The organism is Lactobacillus sp. M0396, from assembly GCF_016101625.1.
In the GTDB taxonomy this organism is placed as follows: Bacteria; Bacillota; Bacilli; order Lactobacillales; family Lactobacillaceae; genus Lactobacillus; species Lactobacillus huangpiensis.
Genome location: NZ_JACFQE010000001.1, coordinates 322220 through 347918, shown reverse-complemented (window position 1 = coordinate 347918; position 25699 = coordinate 322220). Strand labels below are relative to the sequence as shown.

Here is a 25699-nt window from a genome sequence, read left to right as displayed (position 1 = left end):
ATGATTGCACAGGTTATTGTTGATGTTGCAGCCAAGCAAACGGATCGCATTTTTGAATATCATATTCCTGATGAATTGGGTGAAGTAGAAATTGGTTCTAGAGTTTTTGTGCCTTTTGGCCCACGCAAGTTGCAAGGTTTCGTTGTTGGTTTAAGTAACCAAAGTCAATATCAGGGTAAATTAAAAGACTTGCTTTTGGTAGTTGATGAAATGCCGCCTCTGACTTCAGAATTAATTAAATTATCAAAAAATTTGGCTGATCATGTTTATTCTTATCGAATCACTATTCTGAAAACTATGCTTCCTAGAGTCATGCGTGCTAATTATCGTAAAATTTTGATACCAGAATCTTCTACAGCTAAAAAAATGAACATTTTCCAAGGTGAACCGTTAGATTTAAATAAAATTACGGATAATAAACAAATTGCGGAAATTCGCAAATTATTACGGACAAATGTTGCCAAAATTGAGTATGTTGTTGAAAATAGGGCTCGGATCAAAACTGAAAACGAATATTCATTATCGGATACTAAAAAAGGCTATATAAATATTTATGAATCTTTGAGAAAAAATGCTGTTAAACAAAAGCAGCTCATAATGTATATAATTGAAAACTACGATAAATTTCCCCAAATGCAGAAAGAAATTGAAAACAATGCACATGTTAATACTGTTTCATTAACAAATGCTGTTAAAAGTGGCTGGCTCAAAAAAAGGCAGTCAGAAATTTATCGTAATCCACTAAAAATATATGATCAAGAGAAAAAAACAGATAAAAAAATTAAACTTAACCCTGAGCAAAAGAAAGCTCTAGCTGAAATAGAGCCAGCAATCATTGCAAAAAAGCCACGTACTTTTTTATTAGAAGGTGTTACTGGCAGTGGTAAGACAGAAGTTTACTTAAATGCTATAAGTACTACCTTAAAGGCTGGGAAAAATGCTTTAATGATGGTTCCAGAAATATCCTTAACTCCGCAAATGGTAGGTCAAGTAAAAAATCGTTTTGGCCAGCAAGTAGCTGTTTTACATAGTGGGCTTTCTGAAGGAGAAATGTATGACGAATGGCGTCGCATACGCCGAGGCGAAGTTCGTGTTGTTGTTGGCGCACGAAGCGCAGTTTTCGCACCTTTAAAAAATATTGGTTTAATAGTAATCGATGAAGAGCATGAAAGTTCATATAAACAAGAAGATAATCCACGTTATCATGCCAGAGATGTCGCAATTTGGCGCAGCAACTATAATTCTTGTCCGCTTTTGTTGGGCAGTGCAACACCTTCACTAGGGAGCAGAGCCAGAGCACAAAAAGGTGTATACCAGCTGTTACAACTACCACATCGTGCTAACCAGCAAAGTTTGCCAGAAGTTAATTTAATTGATTTAAAAAAAGCTCATTTTAGTGGCGGACAATTTGACCTTTCCGTTCAACTCGTTGAGGCGATAAAGAAAAGAATTGCCAAAAAAGAACAAGTTATTTTAATGCTAAATAGAAGAGGCTTTGCCAACTTTATGTTATGTCGTAATTGCGGTTACGTTATGAAATGTCCAAATTGCGACCTATCTTTGACAATGCATAAAGATACAAATAAAATGCAGTGTCATTATTGTGGCTATTCTACTGCCATTCCTGAAAAATGTCCTAATTGTCAAAGCACAAAAATCCGCTTTTTAGGTACTGGTACACAAAAAGTAATGACAGAACTAAAAAAAATAATACCTGGTTGCCGTATTTTGCGTATGGATGTTGATACTACAAGAAGAAAAGGATCATTTAAAAGGATTTTAGATGCCTTTGGCAATCATGAAGCCGATATTCTGTTGGGTACGCAAATGATTGCCAAAGGACTGGACTTTCCCAACGTGACTTTAGTAGGTGTTGTTAATGCTGACACGGGGTTATGGTTACCAGATTACAACGCCTCTGAAAGAACGTTTGAGTTGTTAACACAAGTTGCAGGGCGGGCTGGACGGGCTCAAAAGAAAGGTGAGGTAATTATTCAGACTTTTAATCCTGATCATTATGCCATTAAGTTAGCTGAAACTCAGGATTATGAACAGTTTTATCAATATGAGATGCGTGTTCGACATGCTGGTAATTATCCGCCTTATTTTTATACAGTGTTAATTTCTGTTGCGGCAAAAAAAGAACAAAATGCTGCGAGAGAGGCTTTTAAAATAAAAAAATGGTTACAGCCAAAATTACACCAGTCAACAATAATCTTAGGTCCAACTCCTAGTGCAATTTCTCGTTTAAAAAATCAATATTATTATCAAATACTGGTAAAATATAAAAAAGAAGATAATTTAAACAAGTTACTACACCAAATTCAAGACTCAGCGCAAAAAGTTAAAAAATATGGTTTGTCTGTTTATATTGACAATGAACCAGAGCGCATAATGTAAAGGGGAAATGATTAATGACATCAATAATTTTTTTAGGAACACCTAAATTTGCTGTACCAATTTTAGAGGCTCTTTCAGAGAATGATTATGAAATAAAAGCCGTGGTTACTCAACCTGATAAAAAAGTTGGACGAAAACAAAAAGTCACTGAAACGCCGGTAAAACTATTAGCAAAAAAATTGAATTTACCTGTTTTTCAGCCCGAACATTTGGGAAAGTCTGATGAATTGATTGATTTGATAAATATGCATGCTGATTTAATTATTACTGCTGCTTATGGTCAGTTTTTACCAAGTAAGCTTCTGCAATCAGCAAAAATTGCTGCTGTTAACGTTCATGGTTCTCTATTACCAAAATATCGTGGCGGTGCTCCTATTCAATATGCTCTTATTAACGGTGATAAACAAACCGGAGTAACCATTATGGAAATGGTTAAGCAAATGGATGCAGGTGACATTTACTCTCAAAAAACAATAGATATTCAAAAAGAAGATAATGCGGGAACCTTATTTGAAAAACTATCTCTTTTAGGTCGTGACTTGTTACTCCAAACTTTACCTCAAATTATTGCTAATCCGCAAAAAAAGGTTTCCCAGGATGAAGATAAAGTTGTATTTTCACCGAATATTAACAAGGGGCAAGAACAAATAAAATTAAATATGACCGCGACTGAAGCCAATAATTTAATTCGAGGCCTTAATCCTGACCCAGGAGCTTATTTGCTCATTGATGGTAAAAGATTTAAAATATGGCAAGCTGAAGTTGCTGCCGACACGACTAGCTTTCCTGCTGGAGTTGTCGTTGATAATAAAAAACGATTTGCAATTAGTTTTGCTAATCATACCGTTTTGAATTTACTTGAAGTTCAGCCTTCTGGAAAGAAAAAAATGGCAATTAAAAGTTTTTTGAACGGTCAGGGTAAAAACTTCAGTAAAGGTGATAAGATTGTCAGTTCATAAAAGTGCACGTTCTGTAGCACTTGCAACCTTGATTCGAGTATTTCGTGATGGCTCTTATTCAAATATTAGTTTTAGCAATAATTTGCAGGGAACGAAGCTGTCACAAGCTGACCAAAAGTTGGCAACAAGAATTGTATATGGCACTATTCAGGAAAAGATATATTTGGAGTATCAGTTTCGGGGTCTATTAAAGACTGAACTTAAAGAAGATTACCTTTTGCCATTGTTATTTATGTCCGCCTATCAAATTTTATTTATGAACAGTATTCCAGATCGAGCCGTTCTAAATGAAGCTAATAATCTGGCAAAAGAATTTGGTAGAAAACATTCAGCTGGATTTAAGATTGTTAATGGTATTTTACGTTCTTTCTTAAGAAGGGGACAGATTTTACCTGATGAGAAAGATAAAGTGCTTTTTTTAAGTGTTAAAGAAAGTACTCCCCAGTGGCTAGTTCAGTACCTTATTAATAGTTGGGGTGAAAGCAGAACAGCTTCTATCTTGTCAAGTATCAATAAACCAGCAAAAAATACTGTTAGAGTTTCAGGTTTAACTGATTATAATTTGATCAAAGAAGAATTAACAAAATTAGGATTTTTTCCTAATGAATCTCAAATTGCTGATGATGAACTGGTTTTAGCACATGGTGGTGTCTTTAAAACCTCCCTATTTAAAGAAGGAAAATTGACAATTCAAGACGAAGCTGCTAGTTTGGCAGTAAGTGCTTTCACTTTCACAGGTAATGAAGAAGTTCTTGATGCATGTAGTGCACCAGGTGGAAAAACTATTCAAATTGCTGAAAAGCTAAAACATGGATATGTTACTGCTCTTGATATTCACAAAAACAAACTGCGTTTGGTTAAGCAAAATGGTAAAAGAATGAACGTTGAATCAAGAATAAACGTTAAAACGATGGATGCCAGAAAAGCTGATCAAACATTTAAAAAAGGACAATTTGATAAAATCTTGGTGGATGCTCCATGTTCTGGATTAGGTCTTATTAGAAGAAAACCAGAAATTCGTTATACTAAAACATTACAGGATTTAGTCAAATTACAAAAAATACAATTGGATATTTTAGACCATGTAAGTACGTTGTTAAGTCCAGATGGCGAATTGGTTTATTCTACTTGTACTATTACTCAAGAAGAAGATGAAGACGTTGTTAAGGCTTTTCTAAAAAGTCATACTCAGTTTGAATTACAGCCTTTCACTGCAGGTAAACTTAAAGCAACACAAGGGATGCTGAAAATTTTACCTGATAGTTATGGTAGTGACGGCTTTTTTATAGCTAAGTTTAAAATGCGAGGTTAAAGTTTTGATTAGAACAGCATTTGCATCTAGTATCGGGCGAATACGCAAGAGTAATCAGGATTCTGTCCAGGTTTTCAAAAATAAAAGGAACGCATTGTTGGCCATAGTTTGTGATGGTATGGGTGGACATCAGGGAGGCGATGTAGCCTCAACTATGGCTGTAAGTCATTTGGGTCATAATTTTGGCGTTACTGACTTTTACGATTCTGACAGCGCACGCAAGTGGCTAAACGTCCAGCTAAGTAATGAAAATGAAACTATATTAAGAACTGCAGATCGCTTTCCAGATCTAAATGGTATGGGTACCACTATTGTCCTGGCTGTTATTTTTAACAACGAAGCTTTAATTGCACATCTCGGGGATTCAAGAGCATATGGTTATTCTGATGGCAAATTCATCCAGTTAGTTGAAGATCATTCCCTTGTTAATGAGTTAGTAAAATTAGGTCAAATTACGAAGCAACAGGCTAGAAATCACCCTCAAAAAAATATTATTACTCAATCACTGGGGGTTTCTAGTACAATTGATCCAGAGTTTAAACAAGTAACTTTAAATGATAACGATATTATTTTGCTTTGTACTGATGGGTTAACAAACTCATTAAGTGATCCACAGATTCAGCAAATTCTTGCTACAAAAGATTTATCATTAAAGAATCGGTGTCAAAAATTGATTGATGAAGCTAACCGCTTAGGTGGTGAGGATAATATTACTGCTTGCTTAATTCTAAACGAAGGCGGTGACGGTAAATGATAAATAAGGGCTATTTGTTAGGCGATCGTTACCGTATAATCGATACTTTGGGTGAAGGTGGCATGGCAAATGTTTATCTTGCTGAAGATATAATTTTACAGCGAAAAGTTGCGGTTAAAATTTTGCGACTTGATTTACAAAAAGAACCGCAAACTTTGGCTCGTTTTCAAAGAGAAGCACTGGCAACGAGCGAACTGAGCCATCCTAATATAGTAATGGTTCTTGATGTTGGCACTGATCATGGACTGCCATACATGGTAATGGAATATGTCGATGGGCCGGATTTAAAAGACTATATTAGAGCAAATTCTCCTTTGCATTTAGGAGATATTATCCGCATTATGGACCAAATACTAAGTGCAATGTCCTTGGCTCATAAACATAATGTTATTCACAGAGACCTAAAACCACAAAATATTTTAATGGACAAGCATGGAAATATAAAAATTGCTGATTTTGGCATTGCTGTGGCTTTAAATCAGAATTCTGTTACCCAAACTAACTCTGCGATTGGTTCTGTTCATTACATGTCTCCTGAGCAAACGAGGGGAGGACTCGTCACCAAGCAGTCTGATATTTATTCTTTAGGCATAATTCTATATGAATTAATTACTGGTCATGTTCCATTTAACGGAGATTCAGCTGTTTCAATTGCTTTAAAACACGCACAAGAGCCAATTCCCTCGATACGAAAACAAGATCCAAACATTCCCCAATCTTTAGAAAATGTTGTTTTAAAAGCTACTGCTAAAGATCCACGTGACAGATATGATTCAGCCAAAGAAATGAAAGATGATCTCGACAGTAGTTTAGAGCCAGGTAGGGCTAATGAACCGGTTTTTAAGCCAACTCATGGGAATAATGATGACGAAACCATTATATTACCTAATTTCAAATCTGATCCAAATAGCAATAGATTAGATGAAGAAAGCAGAACACAGAATGATGAATCAGGTGATAAGTCCAAAGTAAATCATTCCAGTTTTACACAGGCTTTGCGTAAACATAAATGGTGGTGGCTTTTTGTTGGAATTGCTGCGGTTTTAATAATTGGATTAATGTTTTTTGTTTTAAACAGCAACAATCATAAAGATGTACGTATTCCAGACGTTACAAATATGAGCGAAAGAAGCGCAAGAAATAGGCTTGAGACGGTAGGCTTGAAAGTAGGCAAAATAAAACACCGGAGTTCTGACAGTATAGATCGTGGTAAAGTAATTGAAACTTCACCTACTGCAGGAGTAGAAATAAAACGAGGCAGATACATTGATCTTTATATATCAGATGGAGCAGGTATGGTAAGAGTACCTGATGTTACAGGAGACGAATATGAAATAGCAGTACATAAGCTCGAAAAATTGGGCTTTGAAATAATACGTGAAAACCAATTTTCTTCTAACGTTCCACCTGATCATGTTATTTCTCAAAGTGTTGCAGCTGATGTGGAGGTAAAGCCAGACCAAACAACCATTACTTTAACTGTGTCAAAAGGAAAGAATCATAGCGCAAAAGATCATATGACTAAATTACCGGATCTAACTAATTATTCATTGAAGGAAGCGCAAGAATTTGCACATAAGCATGGTTTAACTTTGCAAGTCAGTTCTGCATATTCAAATAAAGTTAAAAAGGGTATGATTATTTCAATGAGTCCGGCAGCTGGTACCAAAGTACCAAGGGGAAGTACAATTTCAGTTAATGTTTCTGAAGGTGCGAAAAAAGAGCGTGATCTAACAGCTATAAAAAATTTCACAGTTAGTTATGAAGATAATGATGAAGATGATTCAGATGACAAGCGGGGGAATCATGTTCAAATTTATGTTTCAGATGATAATCATTCAATTGATAATATTTATCGGGATCTTTACATTAAAAAAGATATGAATTTTTCAATACCATTTGAACTTAAGGATGGTCCTGGTCAGCTGAAAGTAGTGCGTGACGGGCAGACAATTTTGAATGAGAAGGTCAAAAATGATTAAAGAAGATCAGGGAATTGTTACTGGTCTGATTGCCGGCTTTTATGACGTTCAGACGGGCACTGATACAATAAGAACACGTGCCAGAGGGGTTTTTCGTAAAAATAATTTAAAGCCTACTGTTGGGGATCACGTTAAGATTCGAATTGATGATAAGGGCACAAGTTACTTGGTTGCGGTGTTGCCTCGCCAAAACCTGATTGGTCGACCTGCTGTAGCCAATGTGACTCAAGTTTTACTCGTAATGTCTGCTGTACAACCAGATTTTTCATTACAACTGTTAGATCGCTTTCTGACTTATTTTTCTTGGAAAAACATTGCTGTAAGTATTTTTTTATCGAAAAGTGATTTAGTTGGTATATCCGATCTAAATAATATTCAAGAAAATTTGAATTATTATCAAGAAGTAGGCTATAAGGTCTATTTTAGTAAAAAAGAAGTTGCCGATAATTTACCTAATGACATTGGTTTCGGACAAATATGGACTTTAGCAGGCCAATCTGGTGCGGGCAAATCAACTTTAATCAACTCGCTTAAGAATGGTCTGCACCAAAAAACTGGGATTATTTCAAATTCCTTAAATCGTGGCAAGCACACAACAAGAACGGTAAACCTTTTTCCTTTAGGTAAGGGCTACCTTGCGGATACACCAGGTTTTTCAGCAATTGATTTAACTCCAATTAAAATAAATGAATTATGCAATTATTTTATTGAGTTTAGAAGAGCAAGTAAATTCTGTAAATTCCGAGGTTGCCAACATCTCAATGAACCCAAGTGCAGAGTAAAAGAACTAGTTGAAACAGGCAAAATTAAAAAAAGCCGCTATGATGATTACTTGTTATTGCGCAAAGAAATAGAAAATGGCAAATTACCAGAATATTTAAAGTAAGGAGAATACAGTGATAGCACCATCAATATTAAATATTAATAACTTAAATTTAGAAAAAGACATTCAAATAGCTGTGAATGCAGGCATTAACAGATTTCACATTGATATCATGGATGGGCATTTTGTACCTAATTTATCTTTTGGGCCACAACTTGTTTCAGATTTCAAAAAAGCTTTTCCATCTATTGAGGCTGAAATTCACTTGATGAGTAACAATCCTGATGATTTGGTACCGGCTTTTACTAAGGCCGGTGCTCAAATAATGTTGCTTCATTATGAAGCAATGACTGAAGAAAAACTAAATTACTGGTTAGATTATTTAAATGAAAATCAAGTTAAAGCTGGTGTTGTTCTTAACCCAGATACTCCCGTATCTGTACTTTCCAAATTTATTTCTAAAATAGATCAAATTTTACTAATGACTGTTTTTCCTGGTTTTGGTGGACAAAAATTTATTCCAGATTCTCTTTCTAGAATTAAAGAAGCATCAAATTTAGTAAATGGAAAAGTTCCAATTGAAGTTGATGGAGGAATTAACGGACAAACTGCAAAAAAAGCTAAAGATGCAGGAGCAGAAATTTTTGTAGCTGGATCATACCTCTTTTGTCAAAATAGTGTTGAACAACAAATTGCTGAACTGAAAGGTATATTACAATGAAAGCATGGGCGTTGCTAGGCGCTCCTAAACAGTTATGGCCGAATGATCTTAGAAAACAGCTTTTAGCAGCAAAAAAAAACGGCGATTTAATAATCGGAGTTGATCGTGGGACTTATCTTTTAAAAGAAATGGGTATAAAGGCCGATTTAGCTGAAGGAGATTTTGATTCATTGCAAAAAAATGAATTAGCTGCAATTGAAAAAAATGTTACTGATATCAGGTATTCGCTTCCAGAAAAAGACTTGACGGATGCTGAGATGGTTATTAGATGTGCGTTTATAGATTATCATGCTTCTCATTTAAGCCTTTTTGGAGCAACTGGAGGGCGATTAGATCATTTTCTATCTAATTTATTTATGGTTCTTAAACCTGGATTCAACCAGTTTGCTGAAAGCATCGAACTTATTGACCAACAAAATTCAATTAGATTCTACAATAACGGACAACATTTGATAGAAAAATTACCAACTTATAAATATTTCGGAGTAATACCATTAACAGCTGTTCAAAATTTAAAAATTAGGGGAGCTAAATATAATTTAACAGAGTTTAACGGGAATAATCCTGTGTCGTTTAGTTCGAATGAATTTTTACCTGATAAAGATCAATTTGAATTATCATTTAAAAAGGGAACTGTTGCAGTTATTCAATCTAGAGACATTGATCGCTTTCAAAATATCAAATAATAAAAACAGCAGATTTACTGCTGTTTTTTATATTTCTTGGAACAAGTTGTGATAAGTTAATAAATCTTTTTATATTTTTATATAAGTAAATTGATACAATGAGAAGTTTATCGTCAACATCATCTATTACTAATCGCATAGTATATAAAAAATTGAAATGAATGATTTGCCAATGAGGTTAGTTAAAAACGATACCATCAATTAAAACTACAGACTATAACTTGTCTTTTTTTACTCGGAAACTAATTGAAAGAGCAATAAGAATATCTCTATTTAAACATAAACTTTTAAACAGATTTTGGGAAATAAAAAAGCAGAAGAAAACTTCTGCTTTAAAAACTTTTTTATTTTACGCTAGGCACGGGTAACTTTACCAGATTTTAATGTCTTAGTTGAAACCCATACACGCTTTGGCTTGCCATCGACAAGAATACGAACTTTTTGAAGGTTTGGCTTCCACGCACGACGTGATGAATTCAGTGCGTGTGAACGTGTATTACCAAAAGTGGTCTTTTTGCCAGTGATATAATCTTTTGCCATTTGCTAAACCTCCTTTATTGTGTTTTCATACTAAATTAAGATAGCATAAGTTTAAGAACATTGCAACTGCAAAAGTATTTTTTAAGAAGGGATTTTTGCATTTAAACTTGATTACTATGATAAAATAGATTCATAATATGAGAACAATGATACGGAGGTAAACATGGCTGTAAAAATCAAAACAAAAAACGGTTTGATTGATATTTCAAATGGAGTGATCGCAACTGTTGTTGGTAGCGCAGCTACATCTAACTACGGTGTTGTCGGCATGGCTTCAAAAAATGCTATCCGTGATGGCTTCGATGGAATATTGAATCGAGCAAATTATAAGCGCGGTGTTGTTGTTAAGTCTGAGGATAATAAGATTACGGTTGATGTTTATATAATAGTCGGCTATGGTTTAAAAATATCTGAAGTAAGTCGCAACGTACAAGATAGTGTTAAATTCAATTTGAAAAATCAACTTGGAATTGAAACTAAAGCTGTTAATGTCATCGTTCAAAGTGTTAAAGTGCTTGATGAATAACTCAAGCGGAGGGTAGAAATATTGGTTTTAAAGGAAATAGACAGTAAAAAATTTAGAGATATGGTTCGCGTCGCTACGCACAGACTTGGTCGCAACGCAGAGTTTATTAACTCTTTGAACGTTTTCCCTGTTCCTGATGGAGACACTGGAACAAATATGAATTTAACTATTGAAAGTGGCGCTAAAGCTGTTGCCAAAAATACTAGTAATAGTGTGGGTGATTTGACAGAAAGCCTTGCTAAAGGGATGTTGATGGGTGCTCGTGGTAATAGTGGGGTAATCTCTTCTCAGCTCTTTAGAGGAGTTTATAAGGCAACTCAAGGCATGAAAACTCTTAATGCACAAGAGTTGGCCAATGCTTTTTCAAATGGGGTTGCAACAGCTTATAAAGCCGTAATGAAGCCAGTTGAAGGAACTATTTTGACTGTTGCTCGGATTGGTGCACAAGAAGGTGCCAATAAGGCCAATGAAACCGATGATGTTGAAGAAGTTATGAAGGCGATTGTTGAAGGTGCTAAAAAAGCGTTAAAGACAACTCCTGACTTATTACCTGTTTTAAAGCAAGTTGGTGTAGTTGATTCAGGAGGCCAAGGCTTACTCTTCATATATGAAGGATTTCTAGAAGGTCTTTTAGGTGAAGAATTTGCTGACCGGTACCAACCTGATGAAGGTGAAATGGATGAAATGATAAATGCCATGCATCATCAGTCTGTACAATCACAACTTTCTACTCAGGATATTACTAATGGCTACTGTACTGAAATCATGGTTGATTTAACTGCTGATGTTCCTAATAAGAAAACTTTTAATTTAGATGAATTTAGGGAGCATTTATCTCAGTTAGGTGATTCACTTTTGGCAGTTTCAGATGAAGAAGTGGCAAAAGTTCATGTTCATACTGAACACCCTGGAGCTATTTTTGCGTACGGCAGCCAATTTGGTCAATTGGGAAAAATTAAAATTGACAATATGCGGATTCAACACGAAACAATAGTAAATAGCAGTGAAGAAAATCAGGAAAATGTTGATTTTGCCGTAATAGCTGTTGCTTCTGGTAACGGAATTCGCAAACTTTTTGAAAGTGAAGGCGTTAACCGCATTATTTCTGGGGGTCAAACAATGAACCCTTCAACACAAGACATTATTGATTCAATTAAAAAATCAGGTGCTAAAAAAGCAATTGTGATGCCGAATAATGGCAACATTATTATGGCAGCCAAGCAAGCAGCTGAGGTGAGCGACATCCCAGTCGGCATTGTCCCTACTAAAACCATTTCACAAGGCTTGACAGCCATGCTTTCATTTGATCCGGACGATTCTCTTGATGACAATGTTGCAAACATGACTGACACTCTTGATACTGTTGTTTCTGGCGAAGTTACTAAAGCAAATCGTGATACCAAAATTAATGAAGTTGAGATCCATCAAGACGATTATTTAGGGATTATTGATGGAGAAATTAAAGTGGCTGAAACTGACATAATTACTGCAGCTTCTTCAATGATTGAAAAAATGTTGGATGAAGATTCCGAAATCGTTACTGTGATGTTTGGACGAGATTCTAACAAGAAAGAGGCTCAGAAACTGATAGATGCTGTTAAAGAGAAGCATGATGATCTTGAATTTGAACTTCATGATGGCGGACAACCTGTATATAATTTTCTGATTTCTGTTGAATAATTATGTATGCAAAGGAATTATTTGCACCTGTTACTGATTTAAAAGGAGTTGGAACCAAAACTGCTGCAGCACTTGGAAGCTTAGAAATATATAGCATTTATGATTTGTTATATTATTTCCCATTTCGCTATGATGAACTTCAAACGATTCCACTTGACCAGATCATGGATGGTCAAAAGGTAATGCTAAAGGGAGTTGTGGCTACTGAAGCTTTTGTAAGCAGATTTGGCTACAAAAAGAGCAGACTTAGTTTTAAATTGAGAATTGACCATGATGTAGTCATGGTCAATTTTTTTAATCAACCTTGGTTGAAAGAAAAAATTGAGGTAGGTAAAGAAGTTGCAGTCTATGGTAAATACAATATCTCAAGACAAAGTTTAGCGGGTTTTAAATTTATTGCAGCTAAAGAAAATGATAGTGGCATGGCTCCAATTTACTCAGTTAACCGACATTTAAGGCAAAAAAAATTAATTGATTTCATTAATATTGCTTTAGATGAATATTTGCCGGCTGTTGATGACGTTGTTCCAGTGGATATTCGACGGAAATATCGTTTGCTTCCTGAAAAAAATATTGTACAAAAAATGCATCACCCGCAAAATTTTAATGAGTCCCAGATTGCAAAAAGAAGTGCCATTTTTAGAGAATTCTTTATTTTTCAAACTGAACTAGCTCAGTTAACTGAAGTCAATCCACAAAACAAGGGGATTCCCAAAAAATATGACCTGAATGAAGTTGCTAAATTGACTAAATCTTTGCCGTTTGAATTGTCCACGGATCAAAAGCAGGTTATCAACGAAATTTTTGCAGACATGTTATCATCCAGACAAATGCAGCGTCTTTTACAAGGTGATGTGGGTTCAGGCAAGACTATTGTTGCGGTATATGCAATTTTTGCGGCTGTAACTGCTGGCTTTCAAGCTGCACTGATGGTTCCTACAGAGATATTAGCGACTCAGCATTTTAAAAAGATTGATGAATTGCTAAGGCCTCTAGGTGTAAGATGTGCGCTGCTAACAGGTTCTTCGAAAGCTTTGGAACGAAAAGAAATTTATACAGAATTGACCGATGGCACAATTAATGTTGTGATAGGTACGCATGCTTTAATTCAATCAAACGTAATTTTTAAAAAATTAGGATTAGTAATTATCGATGAACAACACCGGTTCGGTGTTAATCAGCGGCAATCTTTAATTAATAAGGGAAATTTGCCTGATGTGCTTACTATGACTGCTACCCCAATTCCCAGAACTCTGGCATTAACGGTTTACGGCAACATGACTATATCTGAAATACGACATCTTCCAGCCGGAAGAAAAAAAGTAATTTCTTCATGGAAAACGAGTGCCCAAATGGATCAGGTTTATCAGCTAATGCGCGAGCAATTAAAGCAGGGATTTCAGGTATATGCTGTAACACCTTTGATCACAGAATCAGAAGCATTAGATTTAAAAAATGCAGAACAGCTTTATGATAAACTCAGTAAAGATTTTCCTGATGAAAAAGTAGCATTACTTCACGGTCAAATGCCTGGTAATAAAAAAGATGAAATTATGTCCGAATTTGCAGCTGGAGAAATTAATATTTTAGTTGCTACCAGTGTGATTGAAGTTGGTGTTGACGTGGCAAACGCTAATATGATGGTTATCTATAATGCTGATCGTTTTGGAATTAGTCAGCTACACCAGTTAAGAGGGCGAATAGGGAGAGGTAAGACTCAAAGTTATTGCATATTTTTGGCTGATCCTAACACACAGGCAGGTAAAGCTCGTATGAAAATAGTGGCATCAACAACAGACGGTTTTAAATTGGCTGAAGAAGATTTAAAAATGCGGGGAGAAGGAGATATTTTTGGTAAAGCTCAATCTGGTCTGCCTGAATTTCAAGTTGGTGATGTAGTTAATAACTACGATACAATGGTAGTAGCACAAAAAGAGGCTAGAAAATTAATTAAACTTGATCCTCTCTTGCAAAAATCAGAAAATAAAACTTTAAAACAAGTGATAGAATATAAACAATTACAGCAAAAGAGAACATAGTAAAGGTTGAGGATACAATGAGAACTATTGCTATTGATGCTATGGGCGGTGAAAATGCCCCTGAAGCAATTATTAAAGCAGTATTACGGGCCAAAAAGGACTTACCCGAGACAAAATTCATACTTTTTGGCGATCAAAAAAAAATAAAAGAATTATTGGGAAGTGATAGCAGTCGCACACAAGTAGTCAATACTTCTGAAATTATTTTAGATGAAGATGAACCAGTTAAGGCAATTAGATCTAAAAAAGATTCGTCACTTGTCGTGGCAGCACAATTTGTGAAGCAGGGCAAAGCTGATGCACTTTTTTCATTAGGTAATACTGGAGCTATTTTAGCTTGTGGCATATTTATAATAGGACGAATTAAAGGTGTGGCCCGTCCGGGATTCATGCCAACATTGCCTGTAAAAAATTCCGATGATGGTTTCAATATGATTGATGTTGGTGCCAATGCCAAAAGTAAACCAGAATACCTGCTGGCCTGGGCTAAAATGGCTTCATATTATGCAGAAAAAGTAAGAGGAGTCAAAAATCCTCGTGTTGGTCTTCTTAATAATGGATCCGAGAGTGATAAAGGTGATGATGTTCATCAAAAAGCATACCAGTTGCTATTGGAAAGCAAACTTAATTTTATTGGTAATATAGAAGGAAATGAGTTATTAGTGGGTAAAGCTGATGTAGTCGCAACAGACGGTTTTACTGGTAATGCAGTTTTAAAAAACATTGAAGGAACTTCAGGTGTTTTGATACATCTTTTGAAGCAAAGCTTGCTCGATAACGGACCTTTTGTTAAATTAGGTGCGTTAATGATAAAAAAGGCATTAAAAGGGTTAGTTTCAAAATTTGATGTTGACAAATATGGTGGCGCAGTTTTACTCGGAGTCAATGCTCCTGTAGTCAAAACACATGGTCGCTCAGGTCAGCGTGCTGTTTATTTTACAATTAAACAAATTGATAAAATTTTACAGGAAAAAATAATTGATAATTTTAAAGCAGAATTTGCAGTTGAAAATAGGGAGTAAAGACATGAGTAAAGAAGAAATTTTTACCAAAATCCGAGATATATTAGCAGATAATTTTGAAGTTGATAAAGAAAAGATAACTGATGAAACTAATTTCACTAGTGATTTGGACGCTGATTCCATTGACTTAGTGGAATTCATTTTACAATTAGAAGATGAATTCGGCGCCGAGATTTCTGATGAAGATGCGGAGAAATTAAAAACTGTAGGAGACGCAGTTAATTATGTTGCAGATCATCAAAAATAAGTAAAAAATATTCATTATTAATTTGCATACAAAATGTTTCACGGTTATAATTAGAAATTAAATAAATTTATTAAATATCTTTAATAAATTCATTGAAGATTTGAGAGGGGAAATGACCTTTGGAAAAACAAAGTGATCTCTTGCTAGATATCCAGCATTTGCATACTGCATATCGTTTACATGGAAAGTTTTATGATGCTGCAGATGATATTAATTTAACGTTGAAGCGAAATGAAATTTTATCCATTGTAGGTGAATCTGGTTGTGGTAAGAGTACAATTGCATCGAGTATTATCGGCTTGTACGACCATAAAAATACGAAAGTGACTGGTGATATTCTGTATAATGAGTTAAATTTAGTTGGATTAAATGAAAACTTGTTTAACAAAATACGTGGAAACAAAATTGGTATGATCTTTCAGGATCCTCTAGCCAGTTTAAATCCTTTAATGCGTGTTGGCGATCAAGTAGCTGAAACGCTTTATTATCACACAGATATGAATGAAAAAGAGCGTCATGATCGTGTGCTTGAATTATTCAATCAAGTGGGAATGCCGAAGCCAGAAGAAACTTTTCAAATGTATCCTTTTGAATTGTCTGGAGGATTAAGGCAGAGAGTAGTGATTGCTATGGCGATTGCATGTAAGCCCGAAATTATCATTGCAGATGAGCCTACTACCGCTTTGGACGTTACTATTCAGGCTCAAATTTTGGATCTGCTTGAAGATATTCAAAGACAATCTCAATCTGGTATTATCTTAATTACTCACGATTTAGGTGTAGTTGCTGAAACTGCCGATCAAGTTGCAGTTATGTATGGTGGGCAGATAGTAGAAAAAGCTGATGTAAAAACTATTTTTGAGCATCCTTTGCACCCATACACTCGCTCCTTGTTAAATTCAATGCCTCAATCTGAAGATGAAGAAGAAGATTTGCACGTTATTCAAGGAACAGTTCCATCATTGCAAAATATGCCTAGAAAAGGCGACAGATTTGCTGCTAGAATTCCATGGATTCCTGCCAGTGCGCATGAAGAGGACCCAGTAATGCATGAAGTTGAGCCTGGTCACTGGGTAAGATGTACTTGCTGGAAGACGTTCCACTTTCAAGATGAAGTAGGTGGGGAGTAGTTTATGGCTAAAGAAATCATTCAAGTAAAAAACTTAAAAGTTCATTATCCCATTAGATCAGGTTTTTGGAACAGAATTACTGATTATGTAAGAGCGGTTGACGATATTAGTATTACCATTAATGAAGGTGAAACCTATGGTCTAATTGGTGAATCAGGCTCAGGCAAGTCAACTACTGGTAAAGCCATTGTGGGTGTTGAGCCTGTGACTAGTGGCAGTATCCTTTACAAGGGTGTCGATATTACTAAATCTAGAAATCGGCGTAAACTAAACTACAATAAAGATGTCCAAATGATTTTCCAAGATTCAATGTCGAGTTTAAATCCGAGAAAACGAATAGAAGACATTATTGCTGAACCTATTCGAAATTTCGAAAATTTAACTACAGATCAAGAACGTGATCGAGTTCAAGAGCTGCTGGATATCGTGGGTATGCCTAGTGATTCAATTTACAAATACCCTCATGAATTTTCTGGGGGACAGAGACAAAGAATTGGCGTAGCTCGGGCGGTTGCAACTAATCCGCGTTTAATTGTTGCTGATGAGCCAACTAGTGCTTTGGATTTATCTGTGCAAGCTCAAGTTTTAAACTTTATGAAGCATATACAACAGAAATATAATATTGCTTATTTGTTTATTTCTCATGACTTAGGTGTCGTAAAGCATATGTCTGAAAACTTAGCTATTATGCATCGTGGTCGTTTAGTTGAAATAGGTTCAAGAGAAGATATTTATGAGCATCCGATGCATATTTATACTAAGAGATTGCTTTCTGCTATACCGCAAGTTGACGTTGAGCATCGTGATGAGCATAAGAAACATCGACAAGAAGTTGAGCAAGAATTTCAAAATGATCAAAGCAAATGGTATGACAAGGATGGTCGTGTATTTCCTTTGCAACAAGTTTCTGGCAAACATTTAGTAGCCTTACCGAAAAATGAATTGAACGAAGAGAAGATAAAAGAAAAGGAGGGGGCATAATCATGTGGAAAACAGTTCTAAGACGAATTTTAATTATGATCCCGCAAATTATTATCTTGAGTATTTTGGTGTTTTTCTTGGCTAAGATGATGCCGGGTGATCCTTTTACTGGACAAATTAATCCAAATACTGATCCCAAGCAACTTGAAGCTTTAAAAAGAGCGGCTGGTTTATATGATCCCGCACCTGTTCAATACGCACGCTGGGTGGGAAACCTGTTTAAAGGTGATTTGGGAACAAGCTACATTCAACATGTTGCCGTTACTTCCTTAATTGCCGACCGTGCTGTTAATACTTTCTGGTTATCATTATTATCTACAGCTATCTGCTATGCTATTTCTATTCCTATGGGAGTTACAGCGGGTCGTCACCAAGATGAATGGCAAGATCAAGCAGTTCAAATTTTTAATTATGTTACTTTTGCTATTCCGCCATTTGTATTTTATATTTTGGGAATCTGGCTATTTGGTTTTACTTTAGGGTGGTTCCCTATTTCTGGCTCTGTTTCTCCAAGTGCCTCCGGTTTTTGGGGAACATTAGGAAGCCAACTTTATCACATTATTCTACCTGCTATACTAGTGGGATTAATTACCACTACATCAATTGTGCAATACTTAAGAACTGGAATAGTTGATAATAAGGTTGAAGATTATGTTCGTACAGCCCACAGTAAGGGTGTACCGGAAAAAGTTGTTTTTAATAAACATATTTTACGTAACTCCTTATTACCAATAGCTTCTTCCTTTGGTACAGTCATTACGGGACTTTTAAGTGGTTCGATGATTGTTGAATCAGTTTTTAGTTATCCTGGAATGGGTAAGTTATTCTTAGATTCTATTGGTCAGCGTGATTACACAACTTTGACTGCCTTAATATTAATTTTTGGTATTTTAACACTATTAGGTAATCTACTTTCTGATATTATCATGAGTATAATTGATCCAAGGATCAGAATTAAATAAGGGGGGAGGAGAAAAGATGTCCGACAAGAAAGAAATTAAGACTAATTTGAAAGATAAAAAGAAAAATGTTTCTTCTTCTCCTGAATCAAGTTTTAAAGTAATTATTAGAGAAATTGTAAAAGATAAGGTGGCATTATCTGCCTTCGTCGTAATAGTGTTAATATTGCTGTTTACCATGGTAGGCTCCTTATTCCTAAATTCTGCTCAGGTAACTGAAACTAATATTGTAGAAGCGTATAATCCATGGGGAACTGCTGGTCATATATTAGGAACTGATGATGGTGGACGTGATATCGTCAAATTACTAATAATGGGTGGACGAAATTCCATTTTGATTGGTTTGGGTGTAACCGTAGTCTGTGAAACTGTTGGTTTACTTGTGGGTCTAGTATCTGGATATTACGGTGGTAACATTGATGCCATAATAATGAGAATAGTAGATTTTGTTCAGGTATTGCCAACTTTCCCAATTGAAATCGTTTTGGTTTCTGTTATTCCGAACTACAATTCCCTTAGTTTAATTGGAATTATTTCACTTTTTGGGTGGCCTAAAACTGCAAGGTACTTTAGGGCTTTTATACTGTCCCAAAGAGAAAGAGACTACGTTTTGGCTTCCAAAACCTCTGGTTCTTCAGACCTTAAAATTATGTTTCGTGAAGTATTACCAAATATTACCTCGATGATTATTATTGACGTTGTATTAACTATTGCTGGTAATATTGGTATTGAAACTACGTTATCATATATTGGTTATGGTCTGCCGGCTTCTGTTCCATCATTAGGTACTTTGATTGGATTTGCAAATGATCCGGTAAACGTAGTAAGTCGTCCCTGGCTGTGGCTTCCGGCTACAATTTTACTGTTAGCAATATCGCTAAGTATAAATTACGTTGGTCGTGCTCTACAGCGTGCTGGTGATGCCAGACAACGTGAGAATTAATTCATTAATAGAATACAAAAAGCTTTGTCTAAAGAGACAAAGCTTTTTTTAATTAAAAATTATTATTATAAACTTATTAGACTATTATGATACTTTTTGATAAGATTTTTTTCTATGCTAGAATATGTTTGTTAGCTTATTCCAAGAATTTAGAATTTATTCAATAAAAAGATTGGAGTATGAATTAAATTATGAATAAAACAAAACTTTTATATTCTGCTGGTATCGTTTCAACTGCCGCACTAACTTTAGTAGCTTGTGGCAAAGGTAATAGCACTACTAAGAATGAAAATGCTAAAACTGCAAGTAAATTTCCACAATCTGTTCCTGTAAAAAAAACCAAAAAAGGTGGAACTTTAAAGTATGCAATTATGACAGATACTCCTTTTACTGGCATTTTTTCTGATGAATTATCGACTACAGCCATTGATAGTTCAGTAGCTGAACCAGGAGAAGAAGAATTATTTGATACTGATGATAATTTCAAAATTACTAATAAAGGTCCAGCTACAATGAAACTGGATCGTAAAGCTAAAACTATTACGATTAAAATAAAAAAAGGTGTGAAGTGGTCAGATGGCAAACAAGTTAATGCTAAGGATGTAGAGTACCCTTACGAAATTTTAGCAAATAAGGCGACCAAAGCACAACGTTATAGTAATCAATTTGAAGAAATTGTCGGAATGAAAGAATACCATAACGGTAAGTCAAAAACTATTTCAGGAATAGAAATGCCAGAAGGACCAGATGGTCTGACTGTCATTCTGCATTTTAAAGAGATGAAACCGGGTATGGTATATAGTGGTAATGGCTATTATTGGGAATATGCAGCTCCATACCATTATTTAAAAGATATTCCATTTGAAAAATTACAATCTTCAGATCAAATTAGAAAAAAGCCACTGTATTTTGGACCATATAAAGTTCAGAAATTAGTTCGTGGTCAATCTGTAACTTGGGTTCCAAATAAGTATTATTGGCGTGGCCATCCAAAGTTGGATAAAGTGGTTTCACAAGTGATTTCACAGAATTCGATCTCACAGGCAATTAAAAGTCATAAATTTGACATTGCTCAGGTAGTTAATTCTCAGTGGAACGAAGTTAAGAATACTAAAGGTGTTAATTTTGTTGCCCAAATTCCTCTAGGATATCACTATATTGGCTTTAGAGTTGGAAAATGGAATGCTAAGGCCGGTAAAAATGTGATGAATTCTAAAGCAAAAATGAATAATCAAGCACTTCGTCAGGCAATGACTTATGCCATAAATATTGATGAAGTCGATCAGCATTATACTTCAGGTTTAAGTTTTAGAGTTCCGACTTTAATTCCAGCGCAATTTGGAGACTATTTTGATAAAAAAGCAAAAGGTTATACTTATAATTTGAAAAAAGCCAATCAAATTTTAGATAAAGCTGGTTATAAAAAGAAAGGCCAATGGCGTGTCCAGCCTAATGGCAAGCCACTTACTATCAAATTTTTAGCAATGACAGGCAGTTCAATTCAATCACCAACTGTACAAAACTATATTCAGCAGTGGAAAAAAATTGGCATAAAAGTGAAATTAGTTGGAGGAAGGCTGACGGAATTTAACTCTTTTTATGACAAATTAGGGCATGATGATCCGCAAGTTGACATGTTTTTGGCGGCTTGGTCTTTGGCTAGCGAACCCTCTCCTGCATCTCTTTATGGTGAGACCTCACAGATGAATTATAGTCGGTTTGCAACTCCAGAAAATAATAAACTTTTGCAAGAAATAGATTCTCAAAAGTCATTTGATCATACGTATAGGGTTAAGAAATTCCATGAATGGCAGAAATATATGAATAAAAAGGCTTATGTTGTTCCTGTTGATAATTCTTATAAGGTAATAGCAGTAAATAATAAAGTTACGGGTTATTCCACCAAGCCCTCTGATAATTCTAATGGTCATCAATTATGGTACAAAATTGGATTTATAAAATAGAAAAATAAAATTTTTAATTAATTTCAATAAAAATGCATTGAGCTGATAAAGTCCAATGCATTTTTATTATTAAGAATAATTAAAATGATATTATTAATAAAATATTATTTTTTATTTAAAAATTTAATTTAATATGATATTATTTAGTATATTACACTCATAATTAGAAAAAGGTTTAGATTTTGAAAGGATCAAATAATCATGAAAGAACATAGTCTGTTTTATACGATAGGATTAGTGACAGTTACAGCTTTGACAATGGTTGCTTGCGGTAAAAAAAATAATGATAATGAAAATACTGCAAAATAAGCTAGTAAATTTCCTGAAAAAATGCCTGTAAAAACTTCAAAGCGGGGTGGTGTAGTTAAAGTAGCTTTACAAACTGACTCACCTTTTACCGGTATTTTTTCAGATCAATTACAAGTGACGGTCGTTGATGCTGATGTAGCCTCTCCTGGTTCAGAATCTTTATTTGATACTGATGATAATTTTCGTTTTACGGATAAGGGACCAGCAACTTTGAGGATTAATCGCAAGAATAAAACAATTACAATAGAAGTTAAAAAGGGAGTTAGATGGTCTGACGGCAAACAGGTTACTGCCAAAGATGTAGAATATCCGTACGAGATTTTATCGAATAAAGATACAAATTCACAAAGATATTCAAGTCAATTTGAACTTATAAAAGGTCTTAAGGAATATCATGAGGGAAAGGCAAAATCAATTTCAGGAATAGAAATGCCTGATGGCGAAAACGGCAGGAAAGTAATACTTCATTTCAAGCAATTGAAACCAGGAATGTATAATAGTGGGAATGATTATTTTTCAGAATATACGGCTCCATATCATTATTTAAAAGATGTACCTTTTAAGAAGTTGGAATCATCAGATAAGATTAGAAAAAAACCTTTGTATTTTGGACCATTTAAATTAGAAAAATTAGTACGTGGTCAATCAGCAGTTTGGGTACCGAATAAATATTATTGGCGTGGTAAGCCAAAGCTGGATAAGATAGTGTATCAGGTAGTTTCGCCTAATTCTTCAACACAAGCTATTAAGAGTCACAAATTTGATGTTGTGAATGTAATAAATTCCCAATGGGATCAGGTGAAAAATACTAAAAAAGTAAAATTTATTGCAGAAATACCGCTCGCTTATTGGTTCATCGGTTTTAAGCTTGGCAAATGGGATCCAAAAACTGGTAAAAATGTCATGAATCATAAAAGTAAGATGGATAACGTTGCTCTACGTAAGGCAATTGGGTACGCAATGAATGTTGATGAAGTAACCAAGCACTATACTCATGGCCTTACATTTCATATAACTACTTTTATTCCTCCTCAATTTGGTGATTACTTTAACAAAAATATTAAAGGATATAATTATGACGTTAAAAAAGCCAATCAAATTTTAGATAAAGCTGGATATAAAAAGAAGGGTAAATGGCGTGTTCAACCTAACGGCAAACCATTAAAGATTAGATTCATGGCTAAAGCCGGTGATCCTAATCAAGAACCGATTATTGAAAATTATATTCAACAATGGCATAAGGTCGGATTGGATGTTAGACTGTTAAACGGCAGAGTAACTGAATCAAACACTTTTTATGATAAGCTTAATCATGATGACCCACAAGTCGATATGTTTGAGGCAGGATGGTTGTTGTCATCTGAGCCCTCAGCAAGAGGTATGTATTGGGAAAAAGGTGCAGCGAATTATGATCGTTTTGTATCTCCTGAAAATGAAAAATTGTTGCAGGAAATGGACTCACAGAAAGCTTTTGATCATAAATATCGTGTAAAAGTTTTTCATGAATGGCAAAAATACATGTTTGATCAAGCGTATATGATACCAACTGTCAATTCATATAAAATTAAAGCAATTAACGATCAAATCACAGGATTTTCTCTCAAACCATCTGAAAATAACAATGGTCATGTACTTTGGTACCAAGTGGGTTATGTTAAATAAAATTATGTAAGACTCAAGTTTTTAAGGCTTGAGTTTTATTTTTGCTAATATAAAAAGGTATTTTATAGAAAATTTTAATTAATAATTAATAAAATATTTATTTTACTAATCTTTTTTGTTATTATTTGATTTAGGTTTTAAATCGTGTTTGTACTTTTGTAAGGAGAGAAGAATGATGAAAGAAAAAAATTTTTTATGCTCCATCGGTATTATAGCTACATGTGCCATGGCTCTGGTTGGTTGTAATAAGGCAAATAAAAGTAATAATGAGGACAGTTCGAAGGAAGCAAGTAAATTTCCAAATGCTTTGCCAAAAAAGGAAACAAAGCAAGGTGGAACTGTTAGAGTTGCCGTTGAAACAGATACGCCCTTTACAGGAATATTTACTGATGAGTTAAGTGTAACTGCGACTGACGCAGAAGTTGCTTCACCCGGCGAGGAATCTTTGTTTTATACAGATGATAATTACAAAATAAATGATAAAGGTCCAGCAACAATGAAGCTGGATCAAAAAAACAAAACTATAACTATTAAAATCAAAAAGGGTGTTAAATGGTCAGACGGCAAACAAGTGGTTGCTAAGGATATGGCATATCCATATGAAATATTGGCTAATAAAAATACTAAAGCTCAAAGATATTCTACTAAAATGGAAGTTCTGAAAGGAATGAAAGAATATCATGAGGGCAAAGCTAAAAAAATTTCAGGAATTGAATTGCCAGACGGTGATAATGGTCGCAAAATGATATTGCATTTTTCCTATATGACACCAGGAATGGCCTTTAGTGGTAATGACTATTATTGGGAATCAGCTTCACCATATCACTATTTAAAGGATGTACCTTTTAGCAAACTCGAATCCTCAGATAAAGTTAGAAAAAGACCAATATATTTTGGACCTTATAAGTTAGATAAACTAGTTCGTGGACAGTCAGCTACATGGGTACCAAACAAATACTATTGGCAAGGCAAACCAAAACTGGATAAAATTATTTATCAAGTTGTTTCCCCTAATTCTACTTCTCAAGCAATCAAATCACATAAGTTTGATATTGCTCAAGTTATTAATGCTCAGTGGAAACAAGTAAAAGATACTAAAGATGTGAGATTTATTGCAGAAATTCCTTTATATTACTCATACCTAGGGTTTAAGGTCGGCAAATTTGATGCCAAAAAAGGTAAAAATGTTATGAATCCTCATAGTAAAATGAATAATAAAGCCTTAAGGCAAGCTATTGGGTATGCCATGAATGTAGAGGATGTCAATAAACGTTATAATAACAATCTGAGTTTCAGAATTCCAACATTAATTCCAAAGCAATATGGTGATGTATATAATAAAAATGTTAAAGGATTTTCTTATAACTTAAAAAAGGCTAATGAACTTTTAGATAAGGCTGGTTATAAGAAAAAAGGTAAGTGGCGCGTTCAGCCCAATGGTAAACCTCTAAAAATTAACTTTTTAGCCATGTCGGGTGATGCTACACAAGGACCAATTATACAAAATTACTTGCAACAGTGGCATAAAATTGGGCTAAATGTAGGCCTTCTAAATGGTCGGCTGACAGAACGTAATTCATTTTATGATAAAGTTCAAAACGATAATCCTCAAGTAGACATGTTCTTAGGAGCTTGGGGTCTTTCTACGGAACCATCACCTAATGGATTATATAGTGAAGGTGGGCCAGCAAACTATACCAGGTTTGTTACCCCTGAAAATAATAAATTGATTAAAGAGATTGACTCTGCTAAAGCATTTAACCATAAATATCGTGTTGAAAAATTTCATGAATGGCAACAGTATATGTTTGATCAAGCTTATGTCATACCTATCTTTAATGCATATAAAATTAAAGCGGTTAATAATAAATTAACTGGTTTATCACTAAAACCTTCTGAAACTAATAACGGTCATCCAATATGGTACAAAGTCGGTTATATTAAATAAAATGCAGATTATCATTATTTATGATCATGTATACATCTTCCGACTTTAATAAAGCAAAATTAACATTTTATTAGTAAAACTATTGCATTTTTAATTTTAAGTGTTAACATTT

20 protein-coding genes and 1 pseudogene are annotated in these 25699 nt (G+C 34.7%); 20 read left to right on the top strand and 1 reads right to left on the bottom strand.

Features of this window, described 5'->3' with window-relative positions:
• The 8 genes from priA to H3T43_RS01585 are packed head-to-tail and all read left to right on the top strand — an operon-like array spanning window position 1 to window position 9637.
• The gene (gene priA, locus H3T43_RS01620) at window positions 1–2400 is read left to right on the top strand and encodes a primosomal protein N' (protein ID WP_198212060.1); all 2400 of its coding nucleotides are present in this window, start codon (window positions 1–3) and stop codon (window positions 2398–2400) included.
• A 14-nt stretch (window positions 2401–2414) separates the two neighbouring features.
• Entirely contained in the window at window positions 2415–3359 is a 945-nt protein-coding gene (gene fmt, locus H3T43_RS01615) for a methionyl-tRNA formyltransferase (protein ID WP_198212059.1), read from the top strand.
• Entirely contained in the window at window positions 3346–4671 is a 1326-nt protein-coding gene (gene rsmB / locus H3T43_RS01610; RefSeq protein WP_198212058.1) for a 16S rRNA (cytosine(967)-C(5))-methyltransferase RsmB, read from the top strand. The genes fmt and rsmB overlap by 14 nt, the downstream gene beginning before the upstream one ends.
• Before the next feature lie 4 nt (window positions 4672–4675).
• Window positions 4676–5425, top strand: a complete 750-nt coding sequence (locus tag H3T43_RS01605; protein WP_198212057.1) for a Stp1/IreP family PP2C-type Ser/Thr phosphatase — start codon at window positions 4676–4678, stop codon at window positions 5423–5425.
• Entirely contained in the window at window positions 5422–7407 is a 1986-nt protein-coding gene (pknB, locus tag H3T43_RS01600; RefSeq protein WP_198212056.1) for a Stk1 family PASTA domain-containing Ser/Thr kinase, read from the top strand. Before H3T43_RS01605 ends, pknB begins: the two co-directional genes overlap by 4 nt.
• Window positions 7403–8293, top strand: coding sequence for a ribosome small subunit-dependent GTPase A (gene rsgA, locus H3T43_RS01595; RefSeq protein ID WP_370520769.1), 891 nt, complete (start codon window positions 7403–7405; stop codon window positions 8291–8293). The genes pknB and rsgA overlap by 5 nt, the downstream gene beginning before the upstream one ends.
• A 10-nt stretch (window positions 8294–8303) precedes the next feature.
• A complete protein-coding gene (gene rpe / locus H3T43_RS01590) occupies window positions 8304–8951 on the top strand; it encodes a ribulose-phosphate 3-epimerase (protein WP_198212052.1) in 648 nt (215 codons plus the stop codon).
• The gene (locus tag H3T43_RS01585; RefSeq protein WP_198212050.1) at window positions 8948–9637 is read left to right on the top strand and encodes a thiamine diphosphokinase; all 690 of its coding nucleotides are present in this window, start codon (window positions 8948–8950) and stop codon (window positions 9635–9637) included. Before rpe ends, H3T43_RS01585 begins: the two co-directional genes overlap by 4 nt.
• Window positions 9638–9991: 354 nt before the next feature.
• On the opposite strand, the gene rpmB is transcribed toward H3T43_RS01585, so the two are convergent.
• Complete coding sequence (rpmB, locus tag H3T43_RS01580; RefSeq protein WP_034981532.1) at window positions 9992–10177, bottom strand: 50S ribosomal protein L28; 186 nt, start codon at window positions 10175–10177, stop codon at window positions 9992–9994.
• A gap of 163 nt (window positions 10178–10340) precedes the next feature.
• Between rpmB and H3T43_RS01575 the strand changes: the two genes are divergently transcribed.
• The 12 genes and pseudogenes from H3T43_RS01575 (at window position 10341) to H3T43_RS01520 (ending at window position 25587) form a co-directional block, all read left to right on the top strand.
• Entirely contained in the window at window positions 10341–10703 is a 363-nt protein-coding gene (locus H3T43_RS01575) for an Asp23/Gls24 family envelope stress response protein (protein WP_034981534.1), read from the top strand.
• Between the two features lie 21 nt (window positions 10704–10724).
• Window positions 10725–12383 carry a DAK2 domain-containing protein gene (locus H3T43_RS01570; RefSeq protein ID WP_198212047.1) on the top strand — a complete coding sequence of 553 codons (1659 nt, stop codon included), beginning with the start codon at window positions 10725–10727 and terminating at the stop codon, window positions 12381–12383.
• 2 nt (window positions 12384–12385) lie between these two features.
• The gene (gene recG / locus H3T43_RS01565; protein WP_198212044.1) at window positions 12386–14422 is read left to right on the top strand and encodes an ATP-dependent DNA helicase RecG; all 2037 of its coding nucleotides are present in this window, start codon (window positions 12386–12388) and stop codon (window positions 14420–14422) included.
• A gap of 17 nt (window positions 14423–14439) precedes the next feature.
• The gene (gene plsX, locus H3T43_RS01560; protein ID WP_034981542.1) at window positions 14440–15444 is read left to right on the top strand and encodes a phosphate acyltransferase PlsX; all 1005 of its coding nucleotides are present in this window, start codon (window positions 14440–14442) and stop codon (window positions 15442–15444) included.
• 4 nt (window positions 15445–15448) lie between these two features.
• Window positions 15449–15691 carry an acyl carrier protein gene (gene acpP / locus H3T43_RS01555; protein ID WP_034981544.1) on the top strand — a complete coding sequence of 81 codons (243 nt, stop codon included), beginning with the start codon at window positions 15449–15451 and terminating at the stop codon, window positions 15689–15691.
• Between the two features lie 119 nt (window positions 15692–15810).
• Window positions 15811–16821 carry an ABC transporter ATP-binding protein gene (locus tag H3T43_RS01550; protein ID WP_198212042.1) on the top strand — a complete coding sequence of 337 codons (1011 nt, stop codon included), beginning with the start codon at window positions 15811–15813 and terminating at the stop codon, window positions 16819–16821.
• 3 nt (window positions 16822–16824) lie between these two features.
• Complete coding sequence (locus tag H3T43_RS01545) at window positions 16825–17802, top strand: ATP-binding cassette domain-containing protein (RefSeq protein WP_034981548.1); 978 nt, start codon at window positions 16825–16827, stop codon at window positions 17800–17802.
• Window positions 17803–17804: 2 nt separating this feature from the next.
• Complete coding sequence (gene opp4B / locus H3T43_RS01540) at window positions 17805–18764, top strand: oligopeptide ABC transporter permease (protein ID WP_034981550.1); 960 nt, start codon at window positions 17805–17807, stop codon at window positions 18762–18764.
• A 16-nt stretch (window positions 18765–18780) separates the two neighbouring features.
• Window positions 18781–19704, top strand: a complete 924-nt coding sequence (locus H3T43_RS01535; RefSeq protein WP_198212041.1) for an ABC transporter permease — start codon at window positions 18781–18783, stop codon at window positions 19702–19704.
• Window positions 19705–19895: 191 nt separating this feature from the next.
• The gene (locus tag H3T43_RS01530) at window positions 19896–21668 is read left to right on the top strand and encodes an oligopeptide ABC transporter substrate-binding protein (RefSeq protein ID WP_198212039.1); all 1773 of its coding nucleotides are present in this window, start codon (window positions 19896–19898) and stop codon (window positions 21666–21668) included.
• Between the two features lie 201 nt (window positions 21669–21869).
• A pseudogene (locus tag H3T43_RS01525) lies at window positions 21870–23639 on the top strand (oligopeptide ABC transporter substrate-binding protein).
• 175 nt (window positions 23640–23814) lie between these two features.
• A complete protein-coding gene (locus H3T43_RS01520; RefSeq protein ID WP_198212351.1) occupies window positions 23815–25587 on the top strand; it encodes an oligopeptide ABC transporter substrate-binding protein in 1773 nt (590 codons plus the stop codon).
• Window positions 25588–25699 lie beyond the last annotated feature (112 nt).